This is a genomic window from Ruegeria sp. YTSA075, assembly GCF_059610245.1.
In genome coordinates this window covers 1-18,895 of record NZ_JBXWNG010000008.1, presented here as the reverse complement: position 1 = coordinate 18,895, position 18,895 = coordinate 1, and the positions used below count along the sequence as shown (strand labels likewise).

General features: G+C 58.8%; 20 protein-coding genes. 18 read left to right on the top strand and 2 right to left on the bottom strand.

Annotated elements, in window-relative coordinates; all coding sequences use genetic code 11:
- Window positions 1-37: 37 nt before the first annotated feature.
- A complete protein-coding gene (gene fsa / locus AC2FGE_RS14615) occupies window positions 38-691 on the bottom strand; it encodes a fructose-6-phosphate aldolase (protein ID WP_496819940.1) in 654 nt (217 codons plus the stop codon).
- Window positions 692-781: 90 nt separating this feature from the next.
- On the opposite strand from fsa, the gene AC2FGE_RS14610 reads away from it, so the two are divergent.
- The 4 genes from AC2FGE_RS14610 to AC2FGE_RS14595 all read left to right on the top strand — a co-directional run bounded on the left by AC2FGE_RS14610 (window position 782) and on the right by AC2FGE_RS14595 (window position 5,682).
- On the top strand, window positions 782-2,977 hold the full coding sequence (locus tag AC2FGE_RS14610; protein WP_496819938.1) for a primosomal protein N': 2,196 nt from the start codon (window positions 782-784) through the stop codon (window positions 2,975-2,977).
- Between the two features lie 80 nt (window positions 2,978-3,057).
- The gene (locus AC2FGE_RS14605; RefSeq protein ID WP_496819937.1) at window positions 3,058-4,290 is read left to right on the top strand and encodes an MFS transporter; all 1,233 of its coding nucleotides are present in this window, start codon (window positions 3,058-3,060) and stop codon (window positions 4,288-4,290) included.
- A 66-nt stretch (window positions 4,291-4,356) separates the two neighbouring features.
- On the top strand, window positions 4,357-5,235 hold the full coding sequence (locus AC2FGE_RS14600) for a 50S ribosomal protein L11 methyltransferase (RefSeq protein ID WP_496819936.1): 879 nt from the start codon (window positions 4,357-4,359) through the stop codon (window positions 5,233-5,235).
- 102 nt (window positions 5,236-5,337) lie between these two features.
- Window positions 5,338-5,682, top strand: a complete 345-nt coding sequence (locus tag AC2FGE_RS14595) for a hypothetical protein (RefSeq protein ID WP_496819935.1) — start codon at window positions 5,338-5,340, stop codon at window positions 5,680-5,682.
- Between the two features lie 112 nt (window positions 5,683-5,794).
- Here AC2FGE_RS14595 and AC2FGE_RS14590 read toward each other — a convergent pair whose 3' ends face one another.
- The gene (locus AC2FGE_RS14590; protein WP_170531057.1) at window positions 5,795-6,010 is read right to left on the bottom strand and encodes a DUF1127 domain-containing protein; all 216 of its coding nucleotides are present in this window, start codon (window positions 6,008-6,010) and stop codon (window positions 5,795-5,797) included.
- Window positions 6,011-6,353: 343 nt separating this feature from the next.
- On the opposite strand from AC2FGE_RS14590, the gene ruvC reads away from it, so the two are divergent.
- The 14 genes from ruvC (at window position 6,354) to AC2FGE_RS14520 (ending at window position 18,657) form a co-directional block, all read left to right on the top strand.
- Window positions 6,354-6,851, top strand: a complete 498-nt coding sequence (gene ruvC, locus AC2FGE_RS14585) for a crossover junction endodeoxyribonuclease RuvC (RefSeq protein WP_496819934.1) — start codon at window positions 6,354-6,356, stop codon at window positions 6,849-6,851.
- Window positions 6,848-7,525 carry a Holliday junction branch migration protein RuvA gene (gene ruvA, locus AC2FGE_RS14580; protein WP_496819933.1) on the top strand — a complete coding sequence of 226 codons (678 nt, stop codon included), beginning with the start codon at window positions 6,848-6,850 and terminating at the stop codon, window positions 7,523-7,525. Before ruvC ends, ruvA begins: the two co-directional genes overlap by 4 nt.
- A 4-nt stretch (window positions 7,526-7,529) precedes the next feature.
- Window positions 7,530-8,549: a Holliday junction branch migration DNA helicase RuvB gene (gene ruvB, locus AC2FGE_RS14575; protein ID WP_496819932.1), complete on the top strand. Its 1,020-nt coding sequence runs from the start codon at window positions 7,530-7,532 to the stop codon at window positions 8,547-8,549.
- A gap of 62 nt (window positions 8,550-8,611) precedes the next feature.
- A complete protein-coding gene (locus tag AC2FGE_RS14570; RefSeq protein ID WP_496820077.1) occupies window positions 8,612-9,235 on the top strand; it encodes a hypothetical protein in 624 nt (207 codons plus the stop codon).
- A complete protein-coding gene (gene ybgC / locus AC2FGE_RS14565; RefSeq protein ID WP_496819931.1) occupies window positions 9,232-9,615 on the top strand; it encodes a tol-pal system-associated acyl-CoA thioesterase in 384 nt (127 codons plus the stop codon). Before AC2FGE_RS14570 ends, ybgC begins: the two co-directional genes overlap by 4 nt.
- Window positions 9,616-9,726: 111 nt before the next feature.
- A complete protein-coding gene (gene tolQ / locus AC2FGE_RS14560) occupies window positions 9,727-10,422 on the top strand; it encodes a protein TolQ (RefSeq protein ID WP_353012465.1) in 696 nt (231 codons plus the stop codon).
- Between the two features lie 3 nt (window positions 10,423-10,425).
- Window positions 10,426-10,896, top strand: a complete 471-nt coding sequence (tolR, locus tag AC2FGE_RS14555) for a protein TolR (RefSeq protein ID WP_496819930.1) — start codon at window positions 10,426-10,428, stop codon at window positions 10,894-10,896.
- A 15-nt stretch (window positions 10,897-10,911) separates the two neighbouring features.
- Entirely contained in the window at window positions 10,912-12,009 is a 1,098-nt protein-coding gene (gene tolA / locus AC2FGE_RS14550) for a cell envelope integrity protein TolA (RefSeq protein WP_496819929.1), read from the top strand.
- Window positions 12,006-13,325, top strand: coding sequence for a Tol-Pal system beta propeller repeat protein TolB (tolB, locus tag AC2FGE_RS14545; protein WP_496819928.1), 1,320 nt, complete (start codon window positions 12,006-12,008; stop codon window positions 13,323-13,325). The genes tolA and tolB overlap by 4 nt, the downstream gene beginning before the upstream one ends.
- A gap of 84 nt (window positions 13,326-13,409) precedes the next feature.
- Window positions 13,410-13,916 carry a peptidoglycan-associated lipoprotein Pal gene (pal, locus tag AC2FGE_RS14540; protein ID WP_170531039.1) on the top strand — a complete coding sequence of 169 codons (507 nt, stop codon included), beginning with the start codon at window positions 13,410-13,412 and terminating at the stop codon, window positions 13,914-13,916.
- A 4-nt stretch (window positions 13,917-13,920) separates the two neighbouring features.
- Window positions 13,921-14,745, top strand: a complete 825-nt coding sequence (gene ybgF / locus AC2FGE_RS14535; RefSeq protein ID WP_496819927.1) for a tol-pal system protein YbgF — start codon at window positions 13,921-13,923, stop codon at window positions 14,743-14,745.
- On the top strand, window positions 14,742-15,995 hold the full coding sequence (gene tilS, locus AC2FGE_RS14530) for a tRNA lysidine(34) synthetase TilS (RefSeq protein WP_496819926.1): 1,254 nt from the start codon (window positions 14,742-14,744) through the stop codon (window positions 15,993-15,995). Before ybgF ends, tilS begins: the two co-directional genes overlap by 4 nt.
- Window positions 15,996-16,071: 76 nt before the next feature.
- A complete protein-coding gene (gene ftsH, locus AC2FGE_RS14525; protein WP_353012480.1) occupies window positions 16,072-17,988 on the top strand; it encodes an ATP-dependent zinc metalloprotease FtsH in 1,917 nt (638 codons plus the stop codon).
- A gap of 93 nt (window positions 17,989-18,081) precedes the next feature.
- On the top strand, window positions 18,082-18,657 hold the full coding sequence (locus tag AC2FGE_RS14520) for an MOSC domain-containing protein (RefSeq protein ID WP_496819925.1): 576 nt from the start codon (window positions 18,082-18,084) through the stop codon (window positions 18,655-18,657).
- The last annotated feature ends 238 nt before the right edge of the window (window positions 18,658-18,895 follow it).

The following is an 18,895-nucleotide window of genomic DNA, read 5'->3' as shown; positions in this document are numbered from 1 at the left end:
CGCGGGGCCTGACGGCACCGCGCGGTCGCGCAAAGGATCAGAGGATTTTCTGACCGGTTTTGGCCCAGTCGGCCAAGAAGGTTTCAAGGCCTTTATCCGTCAGCGGGTGGTCGGCCAGTTTCTTGATCACGGCGGGCGGGGCGGTGATCACATCAGCCCCGATGCGCGCGCTGTCGGTGACGTGGTTTACAGTGCGGATTGACGCAGCGAGGATCTCGGTTTCGAACCCATAATTGTCATAGACCTGACGAATATCGGCGATCAGGTCCATGCCGTCGAGGTTGATGTCATCCAGACGACCGATGAAGGGCGAAATGAAGGCCGCACCCGCTTTGGCGGCCAGAATTGCTTGATTGGTCGAGAAACACAGGGTGACATTGACCATCTGGCCCTCGTCGCTGAGGGTTTTGCAGGTTTTCAGACCGGCCCATGTCAGCGGTACTTTGACGGCGATGTTCGGAGCGATTTTGGCCAGCTTGCGACCTTCGGCGATCATGTCGTCGGCTTCGGTGGCGACCACTTCAGCGGACACGGGACCGTCGACCAGATCACAGATCTCTTTGGTGACTTCTAGAATGTCGCGGCCCGATTTCAGGATCAGCGAAGGGTTGGTGGTTACACCGTCCACCATGCCCAGATCATTCAGTTCGGCGATGGCGTCGATCTCGGCTGTGTCTACGAAGAATTTCATGCGGGCAGTCCTTTGATGGGTTGGCCTTGGTCGCCGATGGCTTTACCTCAAAGAAACCCATGCTGAAACCCCCTGGCCCAAGGATATGCGGTGAGCGCGCAGGAGTATTTCGACCAAGGTGAACTGGTGGCGGTGCTGACAACGCAACCGCTGGACCGGACGCTGGACTACAAAGCGCCCGAAGGCGGGTGCTTTCTTGGGGCTTTTGTCGAAGTCCCCTTGGGGCCGCGAAAGGTGTTGGGCGTGGTTTGGGGGCCGGGGCAGGGCGGTTTCGACCTGTCCAAGGCACGGTCGGTGATCCGGGTGCTGGAAGTCGCGCCGATGCGTGAAGAGATGCGCGTGTTTCTGGGAAAAGTCGCAGACTACACGCTGACACCGATGCCGGCGATGTTGCGCTTGGCAACGCGCGCGCCGGGGCTGGGTGATCCGCCGTCGATGCGGAAGGTTTATCGCCTGGGTGTTGCTGAGCCGGATCGGATGACCGATGCGCGGACCCGTGTGCTTGAGGTGCTAAGAGAATATGGCGGTTTGGCCTTCACCCTGAAGGAGCTGGCAGAACAGGCGGGCGTAACTTCGTCCGTAGTGAAAGGGCTGGTCAAACAAGGCGCGTTGCGGGAGGAGGACAGCCCCCGTGATCTGCCCTATTCGCATCTTAACCCGGATTTGCCCGGCAAAGATCTGACCGATGATCAGGCGGCGGCGGTCGCCCGGTTGCAAGCCGGTCAGCGCACGGGCGACTACGGCACCACATTGCTGAAGGGCGTGACGGGTTCAGGCAAGACGGAGGTGTATCTGGAGGCCGTAGCCGAGGCGTTGCGGGTAGGACGTCAGGCGCTGGTTCTGTTGCCTGAGATTGCCTTAACCGCCGAGTTTCTGACCCGCGTAGAAGCGCGTTTTGGCGCGCGACCAGCCGAATGGCATTCAGGCGCAACCATGACCGAACGCCGCAGGGTCTGGCGGATGGTTGGGCAGGGTGATGCGCAACTGGTGGTGGGCGCACGGTCGGCTTTGTTTTTGCCGTTCCGGGATTTGGGTCTGGTCGTGGTCGATGAGGAGCATGACACCTCATACAAACAGGAAGACGGGGTGCATTATAGCGCGCGCGACATGGCGGTTCTGCGGTCCGCCATTTGTGGCGCGCGCGTGGTTCTGGCCAGCGCGACGCCCTCTCTGGAAAGCTGGGCAAATGCCGAGGCGGGCAAGTATGAAAGGTTGGACCTGACGTCCCGCTTTGGCGCGGCCATGCTGCCCGAGATGAAATCAATCGATATGCGGGCCGAACCATTACAACCCAATAGCTGGATCTCTCCGTCCCTGCGGCAGGCCGTGCAACAGCGGACCGAAAAGGGTGAGCAATCTTTGCTGTTTATCAACCGCCGCGGCTATGCGCCGGTGACCCTTTGCCGGGCCTGCGGCACCCAGATCGCCTGTGATCATTGCGACGCACGGATGGTGGAACATCGCTTTCTCAAACGTCTTATGTGCCATCAATGCGGTGAGACCAAGCCGATGCCCGATGTCTGTCCGTCCTGCGGCGTCGAAGGCAAACTGGCGCCGGTGGGGCCGGGAATCGAACGGCTGGCGGAAGAGGCCGAAGCCACCTTTCCTGACGCCAAGATCACCATGCTGAGCTCGGACCTTTTCGGATCGGCCCGGGCGCTTAAGGCAAAGATCGAGGAAATTGCCGCAGGGGATGCCGATATCATCATCGGCACGCAGTTGGTGGCCAAGGGGCATAACTTCCCCAAGCTGACATTGGTCGGCGTCATTGATGCGGATCTTAGCCTGCATGGGGCTGACCTGCGAGCGGCCGAGCGCACCTTTCAATTGATGCGGCAAGTGGCGGGTCGAGCGGGGCGTGCGGACAAACCCGGTCAGGCCCTGTTGCAGACCTTCCAACCCGAGCATCCGGTGATCCGGGCGATCCTGTCAGGGGATGAGGAAGGGTTCTGGAAAACCGAAGCCGCTGCGCGACAAGCAGCTGGTGTGCCGCCTTATGGGCGCATGGCGGGTATCGTCTTGTCCGGACCAGAGGTTGGGCCGGTGTTCGATATCGGCAACGCCATGGCTCGCAATGATGCGCCACTGCGCGAGATCGGGGCGCAGGTCTTTGGCCCGGCGCCCGCCCCAATAGCGCGTATTCGCGGGCGTCACCGGGTGCGTCTGTTGGTCAAGGCCCCAAAGGGGGCGCCAATACAAGACGGCATCGCCCGCTGGATTGCGCCGTTGCGCCTGAAAGGCGATATTCGTCTGACGGTCGATATCGACCCGCAGAGTTTCTACTGATCTCTGCACCTGTGCAGACCCATTGTGCGCTCCGTGCTTTCCTCTCGCCAAACCCTGGAAATGGGCGTAGAGGGACTCTCATGCTGAAACCCATGCCCCTTGCCGAGGCGCAAAGCCTGCCGTTCTGGCGCCGCCCGATCACGCTTCTTTTTGTGATGGCGATGACCATGCCGATTGCGTTCAACGGCTGGAGTGCCCTGCTGAACAATTTCGTCATCGAGGTGGCGAATTTTGATGGCGCGGATATCGGCCTGCTGCACACGGTGCGCGAAATCCCGGGCTTTCTGGCGGTTGGTGTGATTGCGGTGATCATTTTCGTCCGCGAGCAGGTCTTGGCCATGATCTCGCTGATGATGCTGGGTGTGGCAACAGCGGTGACGGCATGGTTCCCCAGCCTGGGTGGGTTGCTATTCGTGACTTTGTTCAGCTCGATCGGCTTTCACTACTACGAAACGGTAAACCAGTCGCTTCAGCTGCAATGGTTGCCCAAGGACAAGGCCCCGCAAGTGCTGGGCTGGCTGGTGGCCATGGGGTCGGCTGCAACGGCGGTGGTCTATGGACTGATCGTGTTGACATGGGATCGGTTCGATCTGTCCTACAATACCGTTTTTTTGGCCACCGGAGGGGTGACTGCTCTGCTGGCGCTGTTCAGCCTGATTGCTTATCCGCAATTTGACGCGCCCACACCGCAGACTAAGAAACTGATCCTGCGCAAACGCTACTGGCTATACTACGCGCTGCAATTCATGGCCGGAGCGCGTCGCCAGATCTTTGTCGTCTTTGCGGGCTTCATGATGGTTGAGAAATTCGGGTTCGAAGTTCACGAACTCACCAGCCTGTACCTGATCAATCTCGTGATCAACATGGCCGCCGCTCCGATGCTGGGCAAAGCAGTGGCCACGTTTGGCGAGCGCCGCACGTTGATCTTCGAATATACCGGCCTCGCGATCGTCTTTGCAGCCTATGGCGGCATCTATTGGTTTGGCTGGGGCGTTTTGCTGGCGGCGATCCTTTACGTGATCGACCACGTTCTGTTTGCTTTGGCGCTGGCGCTGAAAACCTATTTCCAAAAGATCGCGGACCCTGCGGATATCGCTCCAACTGCGGCCGTGGCCTTCACCATCAACCATATTGCGGCGGTGTTCCTGCCTGCGCTGCTGGGCCTGCTTTGGGTCGTGTCGCCCGGAGCCGTCTTTGGCCTGGCGGCTGCAATGGCCATGATCTCGCTGCTGCTATCGCTGCTCATCCCGCGCCATCCTGAGCCAGGGAACGAGACCATCTTGTCTAAATACGCTCCGGCCCCTGCGGAATAGGCGCCAACGCTTGACCTTGGCGGGCCCACGCCATAGGCGCTGTCTCAACCAAGACAGGAGCTCCCCATGCCCACATTTACCGCGTTGACGACACTGACTGGCAAAACTGCCGCCGAAGGTCTGGGCGAGGCGATGGAGCGTTTGGACCCGGAACCAACTGGTGTTGGTGTGTTCGAGGTCGAAGACGGCTCGGGCCTTTGGGAAGTTGGGGGGTATTTCACTGAAGCCCCAGATGAGACAGCCCTTGCGGTTTTGGCTGCTGCGTTTGAGGCCAAATCCTTTGTCGTCTCGGAACTGCCTGAAACCGATTGGGTTGCCCATGTGCGCCGCGAGCTCGCCCCCGTTGAGGCAGGCCGGTTCTTTGTCTACGGCAGCCACGATGCAGACAAGCTGCCCGAGGGTCGGATACCCTTGCTGATCGAGGCCGCGATGGCGTTTGGCACAGGCCATCACGGCACCACGCTTGGGTGTTTGAAAGCGCTGGATCGTTTGCTGGATGACGGATTCAGCGCCGCGAAAGTTGCCGATATCGGATGTGGCACCGCCGTTCTGGCTATGGCCGCAGCACGTGTTTGGGATGGCGAGATTCTGGCCAGCGATATTGATCAGGTTGCTGTTGACGTGGCCGAGGCCAACCTGAAGGCCAATGGTATGGCCGGTTCTGTTCGCTGTGTCGAGGCGGCGGGGTTTGACCATCCAGAACTCCGATCTGCGGCGCCTTATGACCTGATATTCGCAAATATCCTCAAGGGCCCGCTGGTGGCCTTGTCACCGGAAATTGCCGCGAATCTCTGTACGGGGGGGTACGCAATTCTGTCGGGAATCCTCAATGAACAGGCTGATGATGTCGTGTCTGTTTATTCCCAGAATGGATTTAATCTGACCGACAGAAGTGAGATTGGTGAATGGACGACGCTAATCTTAAGCAAACAGGGCCCAATTTAGACCATTTGCAGGAGTTTTATGGATTTTTGCCACGGTTTTGTCGCATTCTCTACTTACCGTTTTTTGATCAACTTGATGGGGGGCGGTTTTGTGGAGGCTGCCATGACGACAAAACAACTGGAATTCAGTCAGCGCGTACATCGCCTGAACAAGAAGCATCACAAGATGAGCCGAGGCTATCGTGCGACGATGCGCAAGGATGGCTTGGTGGTTATGAAACCACAGCGCGTTCGATCAGCTGTTCCGGCCAAAGTGTTGTTGTTCTGCCTGCTTGGGTTCTTCGGGTTCAAAGCGTTCCTGCTCTCCAGCCTCGGGCCATCCGGATACCAGTTTCGGATCGATAGCCTGTATCAGGGCACCTCGGTCGAACAAGCCGGCGCTTGGGTGATGCAGATTGATCCCTTATCCGAAGCGCTGGCGGTTCAGTTGAACAAGGTTATCTACTGATACCCACCAGTATTTGATCAACAGAATAGAAAAACACCGCGTGCTGATCAGCGCGCGGTGTTTTCTTTTTACCCCAGTGGGAGGAGAAGGGGCAGTTATGTGGTCGTCGTAGTTACCGGCGGCCTTCGGCGATCATGTCGATGTCGCCACGGCACAGGCCGATATCTTCCAGTTCGCGGTCCGTCAGGCCAGTCAGCGCTTTGCGTGTCGCGCGGGCGTCGTTCCATTCAGCAACGACATTGAATGCCGATACAAATAGCGCGCCGATACGGCCAACGAGGCCGAACGAGCCAGTGGTGGCGATGCGGGTGGTGTCCAGTGCAGCCATATCCTGTTTCCTTCTGGTTTGAGTTCCATTTTGATCTTGCGATCTGCCGGGCATTTAGTGCGGCCAAAATGTTCGTACAAGATCATTTTTTGCATATATCCTATGCAATTCTTGCAAGCCTCATCTTCACCACGATTAGGCCGTAATTCACTTAAATTATTGGTTAATTCGCGTTCATAAATTGGTCGAAAACAGACTATTCGAAGTCGCAATCGACGCGCGGTGTCGTTGGCAGGACAAAGCTGTCGGTTTTTGTCCATAGACCAATTCGCTTGGAAAATGTTCACGCTTCGTGCTAGGCGTTGAAAAAAGATCACATAACCCGAGCAGGCCGAGGCACAACATGCGAATTTTGGGCATTGATCCGGGGTTGAGAACCCTGGGATGGGGCGTCATCGAATCGCATGGCAGCCGTCTGAGCCATGTTGAGAACGGTTTGTGCAAATCGGATGGCGACGATCTGGGCGAACGATTGCTGTCACTGCACAACCAGATTGTCGAAGTGATCGCCGAGCATCAACCAGATCAGGCTGCGATTGAACAGACATTCGTAAACAAGGACGGGGCCGGGACCCTGAAGCTGGGTCAGGCGCGGGGTGTGGCGCTTTTGACCTTGGCGCAGGCCGGCCTGCCGGTGGGAGAATATGCGCCGAACCGGGTTAAGAAAACGGTGGTCGGTGTCGGCCATGCTGAGAAAGAGCAGGTTCTGCACATGGTCAAACTGCAACTGCCCGGCTGCTCGCCAAAAGGCGCGGATGCGGCGGACGCGCTGGCGATTGCGATTTGTCATGCCTATTACGGCAAGACGCAGCAATCGCGGTTGAAAGAGGTGGGCGCATGATCGGCAAGCTGACAGGGCGACTGGACTATCGTGCAGCGGATCACATCCTGATTGATGTGCGCGGGGTTGGTTACATCGTCTATTGTTCGGACCGAACTATGGCGGCTCTGCCAGGTGTCGGCGAGGCAGTCTCGATCTACACCGACATGGTCGTGCGTGAGGACCTGATGCAGCTTTACGGGTTCCTGTCTTTGGTCGAGAAGGAGTGGCACCGGTTGCTCTGCTCGGTTCAGGGCGTTGGGGCCAAGGTATCCTTAGCTATACTGTCGGCGCTTGGCCCCGACGGTGTCAGCCGCGCAATTGCATTGGGCGATTGGGCGGCGGTGAAAGCAGCCAAGGGTGTCGGGCCAAAGACGGCGCAGAGGATCGTACTGGACCTGAAAGACAAAGCGCCAGGCGTCATGGCCATGGGCGGCACGGTGACCGAAGCGATGGATGGCCCTGCGTTGGATGTGGTTGAATTGACTGAACCAGCCTCCGCACCGAAACGCGTGGTGAACCCAGCGTCGGGATCGGCGGCGGCATCGGCGGGCGCGTTGTCTGCCTTGTCAAATCTGGGGTATGGCCCGTCTGAGGCCGCCTCGGCTGTGGCCGAAGCGGCGGCAAGCCTGCCGGAAGCGGGTGAAGCTGAACTGATCCGTGCTGCTCTGAAACTGTTGGCGCCAAAGGGATGAATGAATGGTAGACGCTGATCCCACCTTGCGCCCCGATCCTTTGCCCGAGGATAATGACCGCGCTTTGCGCCCGCAGGGTTTGGACGAATTCATCGGTCAGGCTGAAGCCCGTGCAAACCTGCGCATCTTCATCCAATCGGCCAAGCAGCGGGGCGAGGCGATGGATCACACGCTGTTTCATGGTCCTCCGGGTCTGGGGAAAACCACGCTGGCCCAGATCATGGCGCGTGAGTTGGGTGTAAACTTCCGCATGACGTCGGGCCCGGTTCTGGCCAAGGCAGGTGATCTTGCGGCGATCCTGACCAATTTGGAATCGCGGGATGTGCTGTTCATTGATGAGATTCACCGCCTGAATCCGGCGGTCGAAGAGGTTCTCTATCCCGCGATGGAGGATTTTGAATTGGATCTGGTCATTGGCGAAGGCCCGGCGGCCCGTACAGTACGGATCGAGTTGCAGCCGTTCACGCTTGTCGGGGCGACCACTCGGATGGGTTTGCTGACGACGCCGCTGCGCGATCGGTTTGGTATTCCAACACGCTTGCAGTTCTACACGGTGGATGAGTTGCACGAGATCGTCAGGCGCAACGCGCGCAAACTGGGTGCGCCGGCGGATGATGATGGCGCGCGCGAGATTGCGCGCCGGTCACGCGGGACACCTCGGATCGCCGGGCGGTTGCTGCGCCGGGTGGTGGATTTTGCCATCGTCGAAGGTGATGGCCGGATCACGCGTGATTTGGCCGACGGGGCATTGACACGGCTGGGTGTGGATCATCTCGGGCTTGATGGCGCGGACAGGCGATACCTGAAGCTGATCGCTGAGAATTATGCTGGTGGACCTGTGGGTATAGAAACCCTCTCTGCAGCGTTGTCGGAAAGCCGGGATTCGCTGGAAGAGGTGATCGAGCCCTATCTGTTGCAGCAGGGTCTTATTCAGCGCACGCCGCGTGGGCGGATGTTGGCGCAAAAAGCGTGGACTCATCTGGGAATAGCCCCGCCACGCGGCCAGAACGATCTGTTTGGTTGAAGCCGCGCGCTGGAGATTTTAAGCCTTCAGCGAGAGTATTTTCAAAAGACGAAGGGTTGGATGTGACTCTGGACGAGATCGAAGCGCTGTTTACCCGCGAAAACGGTGAGTTTCTGTTTGCGCGCTGGGGGCGGCCCATCGTGCCCATCGTGTTCGGGGTCGAGGACGAAACGCTTGCAACCGTGAAAGGCGCGTTTGAGGCGGTTGTTGCATTGGCCGATCACAAGATGGCTGAAACCGACCCCGAACTGGGCGCCAATTGCATGGTGTTCTTTTTTCGCGATTGGCAGGAACTGCTTGAGGTGCCGGATCTGGATCGTCTGATCCCTGACCTCGGACCATTGGTCGAACGGCTGTTAGCCGCAGAGGCCAATCAATATCGGATATTCCGGTTCGAAGAGGATGGCGCGATCCGCGCCGCGTTTGTTTTCCTTCGTATGGATAAGGAATTGTCCAAGGTGCCGGCAGAAACCCTAGCGCTTAGTCAGGTAGTGCAGACGATCCTTTTGTGGTCGGACACCGCGTTTCGGGCGCAATCTCCACTGGCCGTAGCAGGCGAGACAACGATCCTGAGGCCCGAAATCGCGGCACTGATCCGCGCCGCGTATGACCCGATTTTGCCGGGCGCGGCGCAGGATGCCTCGCACGCTTTACGTCTGTTTGCCCGGTTGGAGACATTGCAATGAAACACACCTACCCGGTTCGTGTGTACTACGAAGACACCGATATGGGCGGTGTCGTCTATCACGCAAATTACCTGCGATATATAGAGCGTGCCCGTTCCGATTGGGTGCGCAAACTGGGCAATGACCAGAATGCGATGCGGGAACAGGGTATTGTCTGGGTCGTGCGACGCGTCGAGGCCGACTATCTGGCCGCAGCGCGGTTCGAGGATGAGCTGGTCGTGGAAACCGAGATGGTTTCGCTCTCTGGTGTGCGGTTGACCATGTCGCAGTTGGTGAAACGAGGCGAGACCGAGATTTTCCAGGCCGAAGTGACCGCAGTGTGCATGAATGCGCAGGGTAGGCCCGTCCGCCTTCCGGCAGAGATTCGCGCATTGATGTAACAATTTGTGGACCAGGGGTGGTTCTGTTGGCTTTTCAGCCCCAACTGCGATAGCGTTTGTCAAAACAAGGCCAAATCAACGGCCATTCAGGCAAAAACAAAGAGCAGGTTCATGGAAGCTGAAACGCTGGCGCTGGCGCAGGAGATCGATTTCTCCATGTGGGGGCTGTATGCCCGCGCGACCTTTATCGTCAAACTGGTGATGCTGATGCTGATCGCGGCATCGATCTGGTCCTGGGGCATTATCATCCAGAAACTCATCAATTATCGTGCGGCTCGGCGCGAGGCGCAGGTGTTTGATGAACATTTCTGGTCTGGCAACCCGTTGGATGAGTTGTTTGAGCAGATCGGCTCGCAGCCTGATGGCAGCTCCGAGAAGATATTTGCCGCCGGAATGATCGAATGGCGCAGATCGCATCGCACGGATGGCGGGCTGATTGCCGGGGCAACGGCGCGCATTGATCGGTCGATGGATGTGGCCATCGCAAAAGAGGCTGAGACCTTGCAAAAAGGTCTGCCCATTCTGGCCACTGTCGGCTCGACCGCACCGTTTATCGGCCTTTTCGGAACCGTTTGGGGCATCATGAATGCCTTTATCGAGATCGCCGAGCAGCAAAATACCAACCTTGCCGTTGTGGCGCCGGGGATCGCCGAAGCGTTGCTGGCGACAGGCCTGGGCCTGTTGGCCGCGATCCCGGCGGTGATTTTCTACAACAAGCTCAGCGCGGATAGTGACCGGATCGTTGGTGGCTATGAGGCCTTTGCCGATGAATTCGCCACCATCCTGTCGCGTCAGTTGGACGGCTGAGCGATGGGCGCGGCGGTTCAGCAGAGCTCTGGCAACAACGGGCGCAGACGCGGACGGCGGCGCGGTCGCGCTCAGCCGATGGCTGAGATCAATGTCACGCCATTTGTCGATGTTATGCTGGTGTTGCTGATCATCTTCATGGTTGCGGCGCCTCTTTTGACGGTTGGGGTGCCTGTCGATCTGCCCAAGACTGCGGCAAGCGCTTTGCCCGGCGATAGTGAAGAACCGCTGACCGTCACGCTGACTGCCGATGGCCGTATTCAAATTCAGACCACCGATATTCAGCGCGAGGAATTGATCGGACGGCTACGTGCCATCGCGGCAGAACGCAGCAGTGATCGGGTCTTTCTGCGGGCGGATGGGGCGATCCCCTATGCGCAGGTGATGCAGGTGATGGGCGCGTTGAATGCGGGCGGTTTTTCGAATGTGGGTCTGGTGACGGATACCGGCGGGCCGACGCTGGATGACGGGTAAAGGTGGGGTCGCGCGGTGGATACCGGCACCAAAATCTCGGCGATTGCGCATGTAAGCCTGATTGGCTGGGCCGTGTTCGGCGGTACCTTCCGGTCCGAGCCGTTGCCGATGTCTGTGCAGGATGTGTCCGTGATTTCGGCTGAGGAATTTGTTGCGATGACAGCGCAGACAAATGCGCCCGAAGTGCCGACCTCACCCGACAGATTGGAACAGCCGCCCGAGCCCGAGACTGAAGCCAAAGCGCCCGAGGTGGCACCGGAAGAACAACCGCGACCCGAACCTGTGACGCCATCTGAACCGGAGCCCGAGGTTCAGCCCGAGACGGTTGAAGTGCCGCCAGAGCCCGAATTGCCGCCAGAGCCCCCGACACTGACGGAACCGGAAACGACGGCCTTGGTTGCGCCTCCGGGCCCCGAGGCAACGCCCAGCCCGTCCGAGCGGATTGCACCTGAACCCGTCGCGCCACCACCGCCCGAGGCGAAGCCGGATGAGGTGGAAACGCCCCCCGTTTCGTTGGACGAAGGTGCCGAAACCCAGCAGGAACAACAGGATCAAACCGCCCCGGAAGAGGCTGCGCCTGAGATCGTGACCGAGGCCGAGGAGACCGACGAGCAAGCACCGCTGACATCGCCACGCCCGCGTGTGCGCCCAAATCGCCCTGCGCCTGCGCCGGAAACAGAGGTGACGGAAACCCCGGAACCAACCCCCGAAGTGCCAGCGCAGAACAATGATGATGCCATCAACGATGCCCTTGCCGAGGCTTTGTCCGAACCAGCCGCACCCTCTGGCCCGCCGCTGACCAGCGGTGAGAAGGATGCGATGCGTGTGGCGGTGTCGCAATGCTGGAATGTCGGCTCGTTGTCGACCGATGCGTTGAACGTTGTTGTTGTGGTCGGGTTTTCACTCAATCGTGATGGAACGGTTGTAGGTGGAAGCGTTCGCTTGCTGGATAGCTCTGGCGGGTCAGCAGGTGCTGAAAATCAGGCCTATCAGGCCGCACGACGGGCAATTTTGCGCTGTGGCGCGCGTGGGTACGATCTGCCTGCTGACAAATACGATCAGTGGCAGGATATTGAGATTACATTCAATCCCGAGAGGATGCGGATCAAATGATGAAACTTCTGACCAGCCTCGTCCTTGGTCTGACCCTGATGTCGGCCCCGGTATACGCGCAGAGCGGCCCGCTGCGCCTGGAAATCGACGAAGGGATCATCGAGCCGATGCCCTTTGCGGTTCCGAATTTTGTGCCGGATGGACCATCCGCGACACAATATGCCGCCGATCTTTCCCGCGTTGTCGCGGCGGATCTGACTGGAACGGGGCTGTTCCGCGAAATCTCCTCGGACGCATTCATCAGCCGCGTCAGCAGCTTTGATGCACCAGTGCAATTTGCCGATTGGAAAGCGATCAATGCGCAGGCACTGATAACCGGCGCGGTCAATGTCTCGGGCAAGCGGCTGACGGTCAGGTTCCGGGTCTGGGATGTGTTCTCAGGTCAAGAACTGGGCAACGGGCTGCAGCTGGCCGGAACCACCGATGGGTGGCGGCGCATGGCGCATAAGGTTGCCGATCAGGTCTATAGCCGGATCACGGGTGAGGGGGGCTATTTTGACAGCCGCTTGGCGTTTGTCTCGGAAAGCGGCCCCAAGAACCAACGTCTCAAACGGTTGGCGATTATGGATTATGACGGAGCAAATGTTCAGTACCTGACAGACAGTTCCGCGATCGTTCTGGCCCCGCGCTTTTCGCCCACCGGGGACCGGCTTCTGTATACCAGCTATGAAACGGGCAGCCCGCGTATCTACGTGCTGGATGTCGGCAGCGTGCGGCGTCAGGAATTGAATACGCAGGGTGGCACCATGAGTTTCTCGCCCCGCTTCTCGCCGGATGGAAGGTCTATTGTCTATTCGCTGATCCAGGGCGGCAACACCGACCTTTGGAAGATGGATCTGGCCTCGGGACAAAGTACGCGGCTCACCAATACGCCCGCGATTGAAACCGCGCCCAGCTATTCGCCGGATGGCAGCCAGATCGTTTTTGAAAGCGACCGTTCGGGTACGCCACAACTCTATGTCATGCCCGCAAATGGGGGCGAGGCAACGCGGATCAGCTTTGGACAAGGTCGTTATGGCACACCCGTCTGGTCGCCGCGCGGAGATTTGATCGCGTTCACCAAGCAAAACAAAGGCCGTTTCCATATCGGTGTGATGCGCACCAATGGGGACGAAGAACGCCTGCTCACATCGTCCTTCCTGGACGAAGGGCCAACATGGTCCCCGAACGGGCGGGTCATCATGTTCACTCGTGAGACACAGGGCGCAAGCGGTCGGGCGACGCTTTATTCGGTAGATATCTCGGGGCGGAACCTGCGCCCGGTGCGCACACCGGACGGTGGCAGCGACCCGTCATGGGGTCCGTTACAGAATTGATCGCTGCAGATGTGCGGGAACGTTCACAAGAAACCGCCCCTGTGGTAGACAGGCAGCAACGAACAAAACAACGAGGCACTTGAGATGAACATATTGGGCAAAATCCTGGCACTGGGCGCGCTGAGCGTGGTTGCAGCCTGCGCAAACAATGATCCTTCGGCTTTGGGCGGTGGCGGTCCTGGTGGCAGCGGTTCGATTGTTGCGGGGTCACCCAGTGATCCGCGCTCACCTGCGTATTTCCAGCAAACGGTTGGGGATCGCGTCTTGTTCGCGGTGGATCAGTCGACCCTCTCGCCGCAGGCTCAAACGGTGCTGCAGGGGCAGGCCGAGTGGTTGATGGCGAACCCTGACTATGTAGCCACAATCGAAGGCCATGCCGATGAGCAAGGCACGCGCGAGTATAACCTTGCGCTGGGTGCTCGCCGCGCCAATGCCGCGCGTGAGTTCCTGATTTCGCGGGGTGTGGCGGGCAACCGACTGACCACTGTAAGCTATGGCAAAGAGCGCCCGATTGAAATTTGCAGCACCGAGGAATGCTATTCCAAGAACCGCCGCGCGGTAACAGTGCTGACCGGTTCAACCTTGGGGTAAGACGATGAGACTTGCAGGATGGGTTTTGGCCGCAGTTGTCGCAACGGCGGGCGTGGCGCAAGCGCAGGATCAGCAGACACTGGCGGATATCCGGCAGGAACTGACGGTGCTGCATGTGGAGATACAGCGCCTGAAGCGCGAGTTTTCGACCACCGGCTCTCCGGCGCCGAACCTGTCCGGCAGTTCTGTGCTTGAACGCGTCGACGCGATTGAGGCCGAGCTACAACGTCTGACGCGTCAGACCGAGCAATTGAACCAGCGGGTGCAGAACATTGTGACCGATGGGACCAACCGGATCGGGGATCTTGAATTCCGCCTTTGTGAGTTGGAGACCAATTGTGAAATTTCTGGCGAACCAACCAGTACACTGGGTGGAGAGGACACAGGTTCGGGCGCAGCGGTCATAACACCGGCCACACCTCCTGCGACCGAGCAGGCGGAACTGGCCGTTGGCGAGCAGGCGGATTTTAACGATGCGTCGCAAGCGCTGGCCGATGGTGATTTCCAGACCGCCGCGACCAAGTTTGCGCAGTTCGATACATCCTATCCCGGCAGCCCTTTGGCGCCCGAGGCGCATTTGAAACGTGGGCAGGCACTGGAAGGTCTGGGTGACACGCGCGAAGCGGCACGCGCCTTTCTGGCCAGCTTCACCGGCGATTCCGAAGGGGCGGTTGCCCCCGAGGCGTTGTATGAGCTCGGCGCGGCGCTGGGCCGTCTGGGTCAAACCGATCAGGCCTGTATCACCCTCAGTGAGGTTGGCGTTCGGTTCCCGTCCTCTGGTCCCGCGTCAAATGCCACACAGGAAATGGCCTCACTGGGGTGTTCTTGAGCCGGACCCCGACCAGCCTGAAATCCGATATTCGCGCCCGGCTGCCTGAACGGCTGCCGCAACGACTGGGTATCGCCGTCTCGGGCGGTGGCGACTCGGTGGCGCTGATGCACCTTCTCGCTGAAATCACTGCGCATGAAGGGACTGAACTATATGTAGCCACGGTTGACCACGGCTTGCGACCAGAAGCGGCCGAAGAGGCCCAAATTGTAGCGCGGCAGGCGGCTGACCTGGGGCTGAAACACGATACCCTTAAGTGGCAAGGCTGGGACGGCTCAGGTAATCTGCAGGATCAGGCGCGGCAGGCACGGTATGCATTGCTGGCTCAATGGGCGCATGCCAATAATATCCCTGCGATTGCTTTGGGTCATACTGCGGATGATCAGGCAGAAACCGTGCTGATGCGGCTGGCCCGCTCCGCTGGGGTTACAGGCCTTGCAGCCATGCCAGTTGCGCATGTCCGAGAGGGTGTAACCATTCTGCGCCCGATGCTTGGGACCACCCGCCATAGCTTGCGCGACTATCTATCGGATAAGGGGCTGAAGTGGATCGAGGATCCATCGAATCAGGACAAAAGGTTTGACCGGATCAAAGCCCGAAAGGCACTTGCTGACCTATCTCCGCTGGGGATAACGCCGGAAACCTTGTCGCGTGTCGCCAGCAACCTTACCCAAGCGCGTGAGGCGCTGGACCTGTTTACGCAGGAATCCGCCCGCAAGGCCGCGGTTGTGGTCGACGGGGATGTTTGTGTGGATCGGGCCGCGTATCAAACCTTGCCAGCCGAGATCAAACGCCGGCTACTTGTTGGTATCCTCAGCTGGATCTCAGGGCCCGGATATCCACCACGTCAGTCTGCTTTGAACCAAGCCGTAGAAGCGCTGGACAATGGGGAAGCTGGATCGCTAAGCGGGTGTCTGCTGGTGCCTCAAGCCGCGAACACTTGGATTTGCAGAGAGTTTCAGGCCATTGCCAGCCTGAGAGCGCCCCCCGCCGCGCGCTGGGATGCGCGTTGGATTTTAGCTGGGCCGGGGACCGACGGATTTGAAATCCGCGCGCTGGGTGAGGTCGGGCTTGCCTTGGTTCCAGATTGGCGCGCAAAGGGGCGTCCGCGCCTTGCACTACAATCCTCACCAGCGGTCTGGCGCGGCGATGAACTCCAGGCGGCGCCTTTGGCAGGCTTTCCCAATGGCTGGACCGCAGAACGGGCACCGGAATGGCCCGAGTTTCACGCGTCGTTTTTATCGCATTGAACCTGCGCCAATCCTCTCTATTTTAAGAAGCAACCCGGCAAATTGCTATTTGCCGAAATCTTTTGGGAGAATTTCCTTGGGCAACGCTCGCAATATCGCCTTCTGGGTCGTTCTGTTCTTGCTGATCCTTGCACTGTTCAATTTGTTCAGTGGACCGGGCGGAACGCTTCAGAGCAATGAACGAACCTATTCCGACTTTGTCAGCGCCGTGCAGAACGGTGAAGTCAAGAATGTGACACTGGATGGCGAACAGATTCGCTATACCACCGAAACCGGCGGAACCTATGTGACGATCAAACCTGGCGATGCCGAGGTCACAAAGCTGCTGATCGACGAGAACATTCCTGTGCGCGCTGAGAAACAGCAGCAGTCTGGCTTTCAATCTTTCCTGATCACTCTGCTGCCCTTCCTGCTGCTGATCGGGGTTTGGGTCTATTTCATGAACCGGATGCAGGGCGGCGGCAAAGGCGGTGCGATGGGTTTTGGCAAGTCCAAGGCCAAGATGCTGACCGAAAAGCATGGCCGCGTGACGTTTGATGACGTGGCGGGCATCGATGAGGCCAAGGAAGAGCTGGAAGAGATCGTTGAATTCCTGCGCAACCCGCAGAAATTCTCGCGCCTCGGCGGCAAGATCCCGAAAGGCGCGCTTCTGGTCGGCCCTCCGGGCACCGGTAAAACGCTTCTTGCCCGTGCGATTGCGGGAGAGGCGGGGGTGCCGTTCTTCACCATCTCAGGCTCTGACTTTGTTGAAATGTTCGTGGGTGTCGGTGCATCCCGTGTGCGCGACATGTTCGAGCAGGCCAAGAAGAACGCGCCGTGTATCGTGTTCATCGACGAGATCGACGCCGTGGGCCGCCATCGCGGCGCGGGTTACGGCGGTGGTAACGATGAACGCGAGCAGACCCTTAACCAGTTGCTGGTCGAAATGGACGGGTTCGAGGCCAATGAAGGTGTGATCATTCTGGCGGCCACCAACCGCAAAGACGTATTGGACCCTGCCTTGCTGCGTCCGGGCCGGTTTGACCGCAACGTGACCGTCGGCAATCCTGACATCAAAGGCCGTGAGAAGATCTTGGGCGTACATGCGCGTAAGACACCTCTGGGCCCCGATGTCGATCTGCGGATCATCGCGCGGGGTACTCCGGGCTTTTCCGGTGCCGATCTGGCAAACCTTGTGAACGAGGCCGCGTTGATGGCTGCTCGTGTGGGCCGTCGCTTTGTCACTATGGAAGATTTTGAGAACGCCAAAGACAAGGTGATGATGGGGGCCGAGCGCCGCTCGATGGTGCTGACCCAGGACCAAAAGGAAAAGACCGCGTATCACGAAGCCGGTCACGCGGTTGTTGGTCTGGAACTGCCCTTGTGCGATCCAGTCTACAAGGCGACGATCATTCCGCGCGGTGGTGCGCTGGGTATGGTGGTGTCACTGCCCGAGATGGACCGTCTGAACTATCACCGGGATGAGTGTGAGCAAAAGTTGGCCATGACCATGGCAGGCAAGGCCGCCGAGGTGATCAAATATGGTGAGGATCATGTGTCGAACGGCCCCGCCGGTGACATCATGCAGGCCAGCCAATTGGCGCGCGCGATGGTGATGCGTTGGGGTATGTCCGACAAGGTCGGCAATATTGACTATGCCGAAGCGCATGAGGGGTACTCGGGCAATACAGCCGGATTCTCGGTGTCCGCGCATACCAAAGAGCTGATCGAGGAAGAAGTGAAGCGTCTGATCCAGCAGGGATATGAGCACGCTTACAAAATCCTGACCGACAAGAACGAGGCGTGGGAGCGTCTGGCCCAGGGTCTGCTGGAATACGAAACCCTAACCGGGGACGAGATCAAGCGCGTCATGAATGGCGAGCCGCCCAGCGAAAGCGACGACGAGGGCGATAAGCCGGATGAGGGCAGCGCGCCGAGCGTTACGGCGATTCCCAAGACCAAGGCCAAGAAATCCCCACCCGAAGGTGGGATGGAGCCTGAACCAACGGCATAATCAGAAAACCCGGAGCCTGCCTCCGGGTTTTTTCTTTCCATCGCTGCATGCATGCGCATTATGCGCGCGTGGCACGATAGAGAAGGATAGCCCATGCCGTTTTTGCGCGAAACAGAGTATTCAGCCGAGGTGATCTGGTTGGGGTATGTCCCTGCAGGGGCATCATTGCGTGCACAGGCGGTCGAAGCGCTGAGGCTTGAATTTGAGGGTGTTCAGGGTGAGCGCCATGAAGGGCTCAATCGCGCATCCTGTGTCCGGGTTGGGAACCTTTACCCAAAAGGGACTGAAATCCGAAATGTGCGTCAGCTCTCGATTTTGTCTGTTGAAGAACTGGACGAGATCGCCGCCGAGATGAGCCTTGATCAGTTGGATCCGTCTTATCTCGGCGCTTCGATTGTTCTACAGGGGATCCCTGACTTTTCGCATATTCCACCTTCGTCCCGATTAAAGGGCGACGGTAATGTAACGCTCACAGTCGATATGGAGAACGCGCCTTGTATCTTGCCGGGGCGTGAGATTGAAGCGGAGCACGCCGGCCACGGGGCAGGGTTCAAGCCTGCTGCGAAAGGGCGTCGCGGGGTGACTGCATGGGTCGAGCGGCCCGGTGAGTTACGCATTGGCGAGCGGATGAAACTGCTTGTTCCCGATCAACCGATTTGGGCGCCATAGGTGGCCAGGGTTTCCGATTAGAAACGGTGAAGTCGATCTAACGCCGTTTCGCGGCATGAATATGTCGGAATCCATAGCCACTGGATTTGTACACAACGGTATGGGTTGCTCAGCATCGGCGCGCCGCGCCGTATTTGCACGGCATTCAATCAGGGACCCTGCCCAATGAGCTATAAATCTGACATCGAAATCGCGCGTGAGGCGAACAAGAAGCCGATTCAGGAAATCGGTGCCAAGC

Excerpts from the sequence above, each read along its gene's own strand:
- AC2FGE_RS14520 (WP_496819925.1), top strand. The coding sequence starts at position 18,082 with ATGCCGTTTTTGCGCGAAACAGAGTATTCAGCCGAGGTGATCTGGTTG.
- tolQ (WP_353012465.1), top strand. The coding sequence starts at position 9,727 with ATGGAAGCTGAAACGCTGGCGCTGGCGCAGGAGATCGATTTCTCCATG.
- tolB (WP_496819928.1), top strand. The coding sequence starts at position 12,006 with ATGATGAAACTTCTGACCAGCCTCGTCCTTGGTCTGACCCTGATGTCG.
- ruvC (WP_496819934.1), top strand. The coding sequence starts at position 6,354 with ATGCGAATTTTGGGCATTGATCCGGGGTTGAGAACCCTGGGATGGGGC.
- pal (WP_170531039.1), top strand. The coding sequence starts at position 13,410 with ATGAACATATTGGGCAAAATCCTGGCACTGGGCGCGCTGAGCGTGGTT.
- AC2FGE_RS14600 (WP_496819936.1), top strand. The coding sequence starts at position 4,357 with ATGCCCACATTTACCGCGTTGACGACACTGACTGGCAAAACTGCCGCC.
- AC2FGE_RS14595 (WP_496819935.1), top strand. The coding sequence starts at position 5,338 with ATGACGACAAAACAACTGGAATTCAGTCAGCGCGTACATCGCCTGAAC.
- tolR (WP_496819930.1), top strand. The coding sequence starts at position 10,426 with ATGGGCGCGGCGGTTCAGCAGAGCTCTGGCAACAACGGGCGCAGACGC.
- ybgF (WP_496819927.1), top strand. The coding sequence starts at position 13,921 with ATGAGACTTGCAGGATGGGTTTTGGCCGCAGTTGTCGCAACGGCGGGC.
- fsa (WP_496819940.1), bottom strand. The coding sequence starts at position 691 with ATGAAATTCTTCGTAGACACAGCCGAGATCGACGCCATCGCCGAACTG.
- ybgC (WP_496819931.1), top strand. The coding sequence starts at position 9,232 with ATGAAACACACCTACCCGGTTCGTGTGTACTACGAAGACACCGATATG.
- AC2FGE_RS14605 (WP_496819937.1), top strand. The coding sequence starts at position 3,058 with ATGCTGAAACCCATGCCCCTTGCCGAGGCGCAAAGCCTGCCGTTCTGG.
- ruvA (WP_496819933.1), top strand. The coding sequence starts at position 6,848 with ATGATCGGCAAGCTGACAGGGCGACTGGACTATCGTGCAGCGGATCAC.
- AC2FGE_RS14590 (WP_170531057.1), bottom strand. The coding sequence starts at position 6,010 with ATGGCTGCACTGGACACCACCCGCATCGCCACCACTGGCTCGTTCGGC.
- ruvB (WP_496819932.1), top strand. The coding sequence starts at position 7,530 with ATGGTAGACGCTGATCCCACCTTGCGCCCCGATCCTTTGCCCGAGGAT.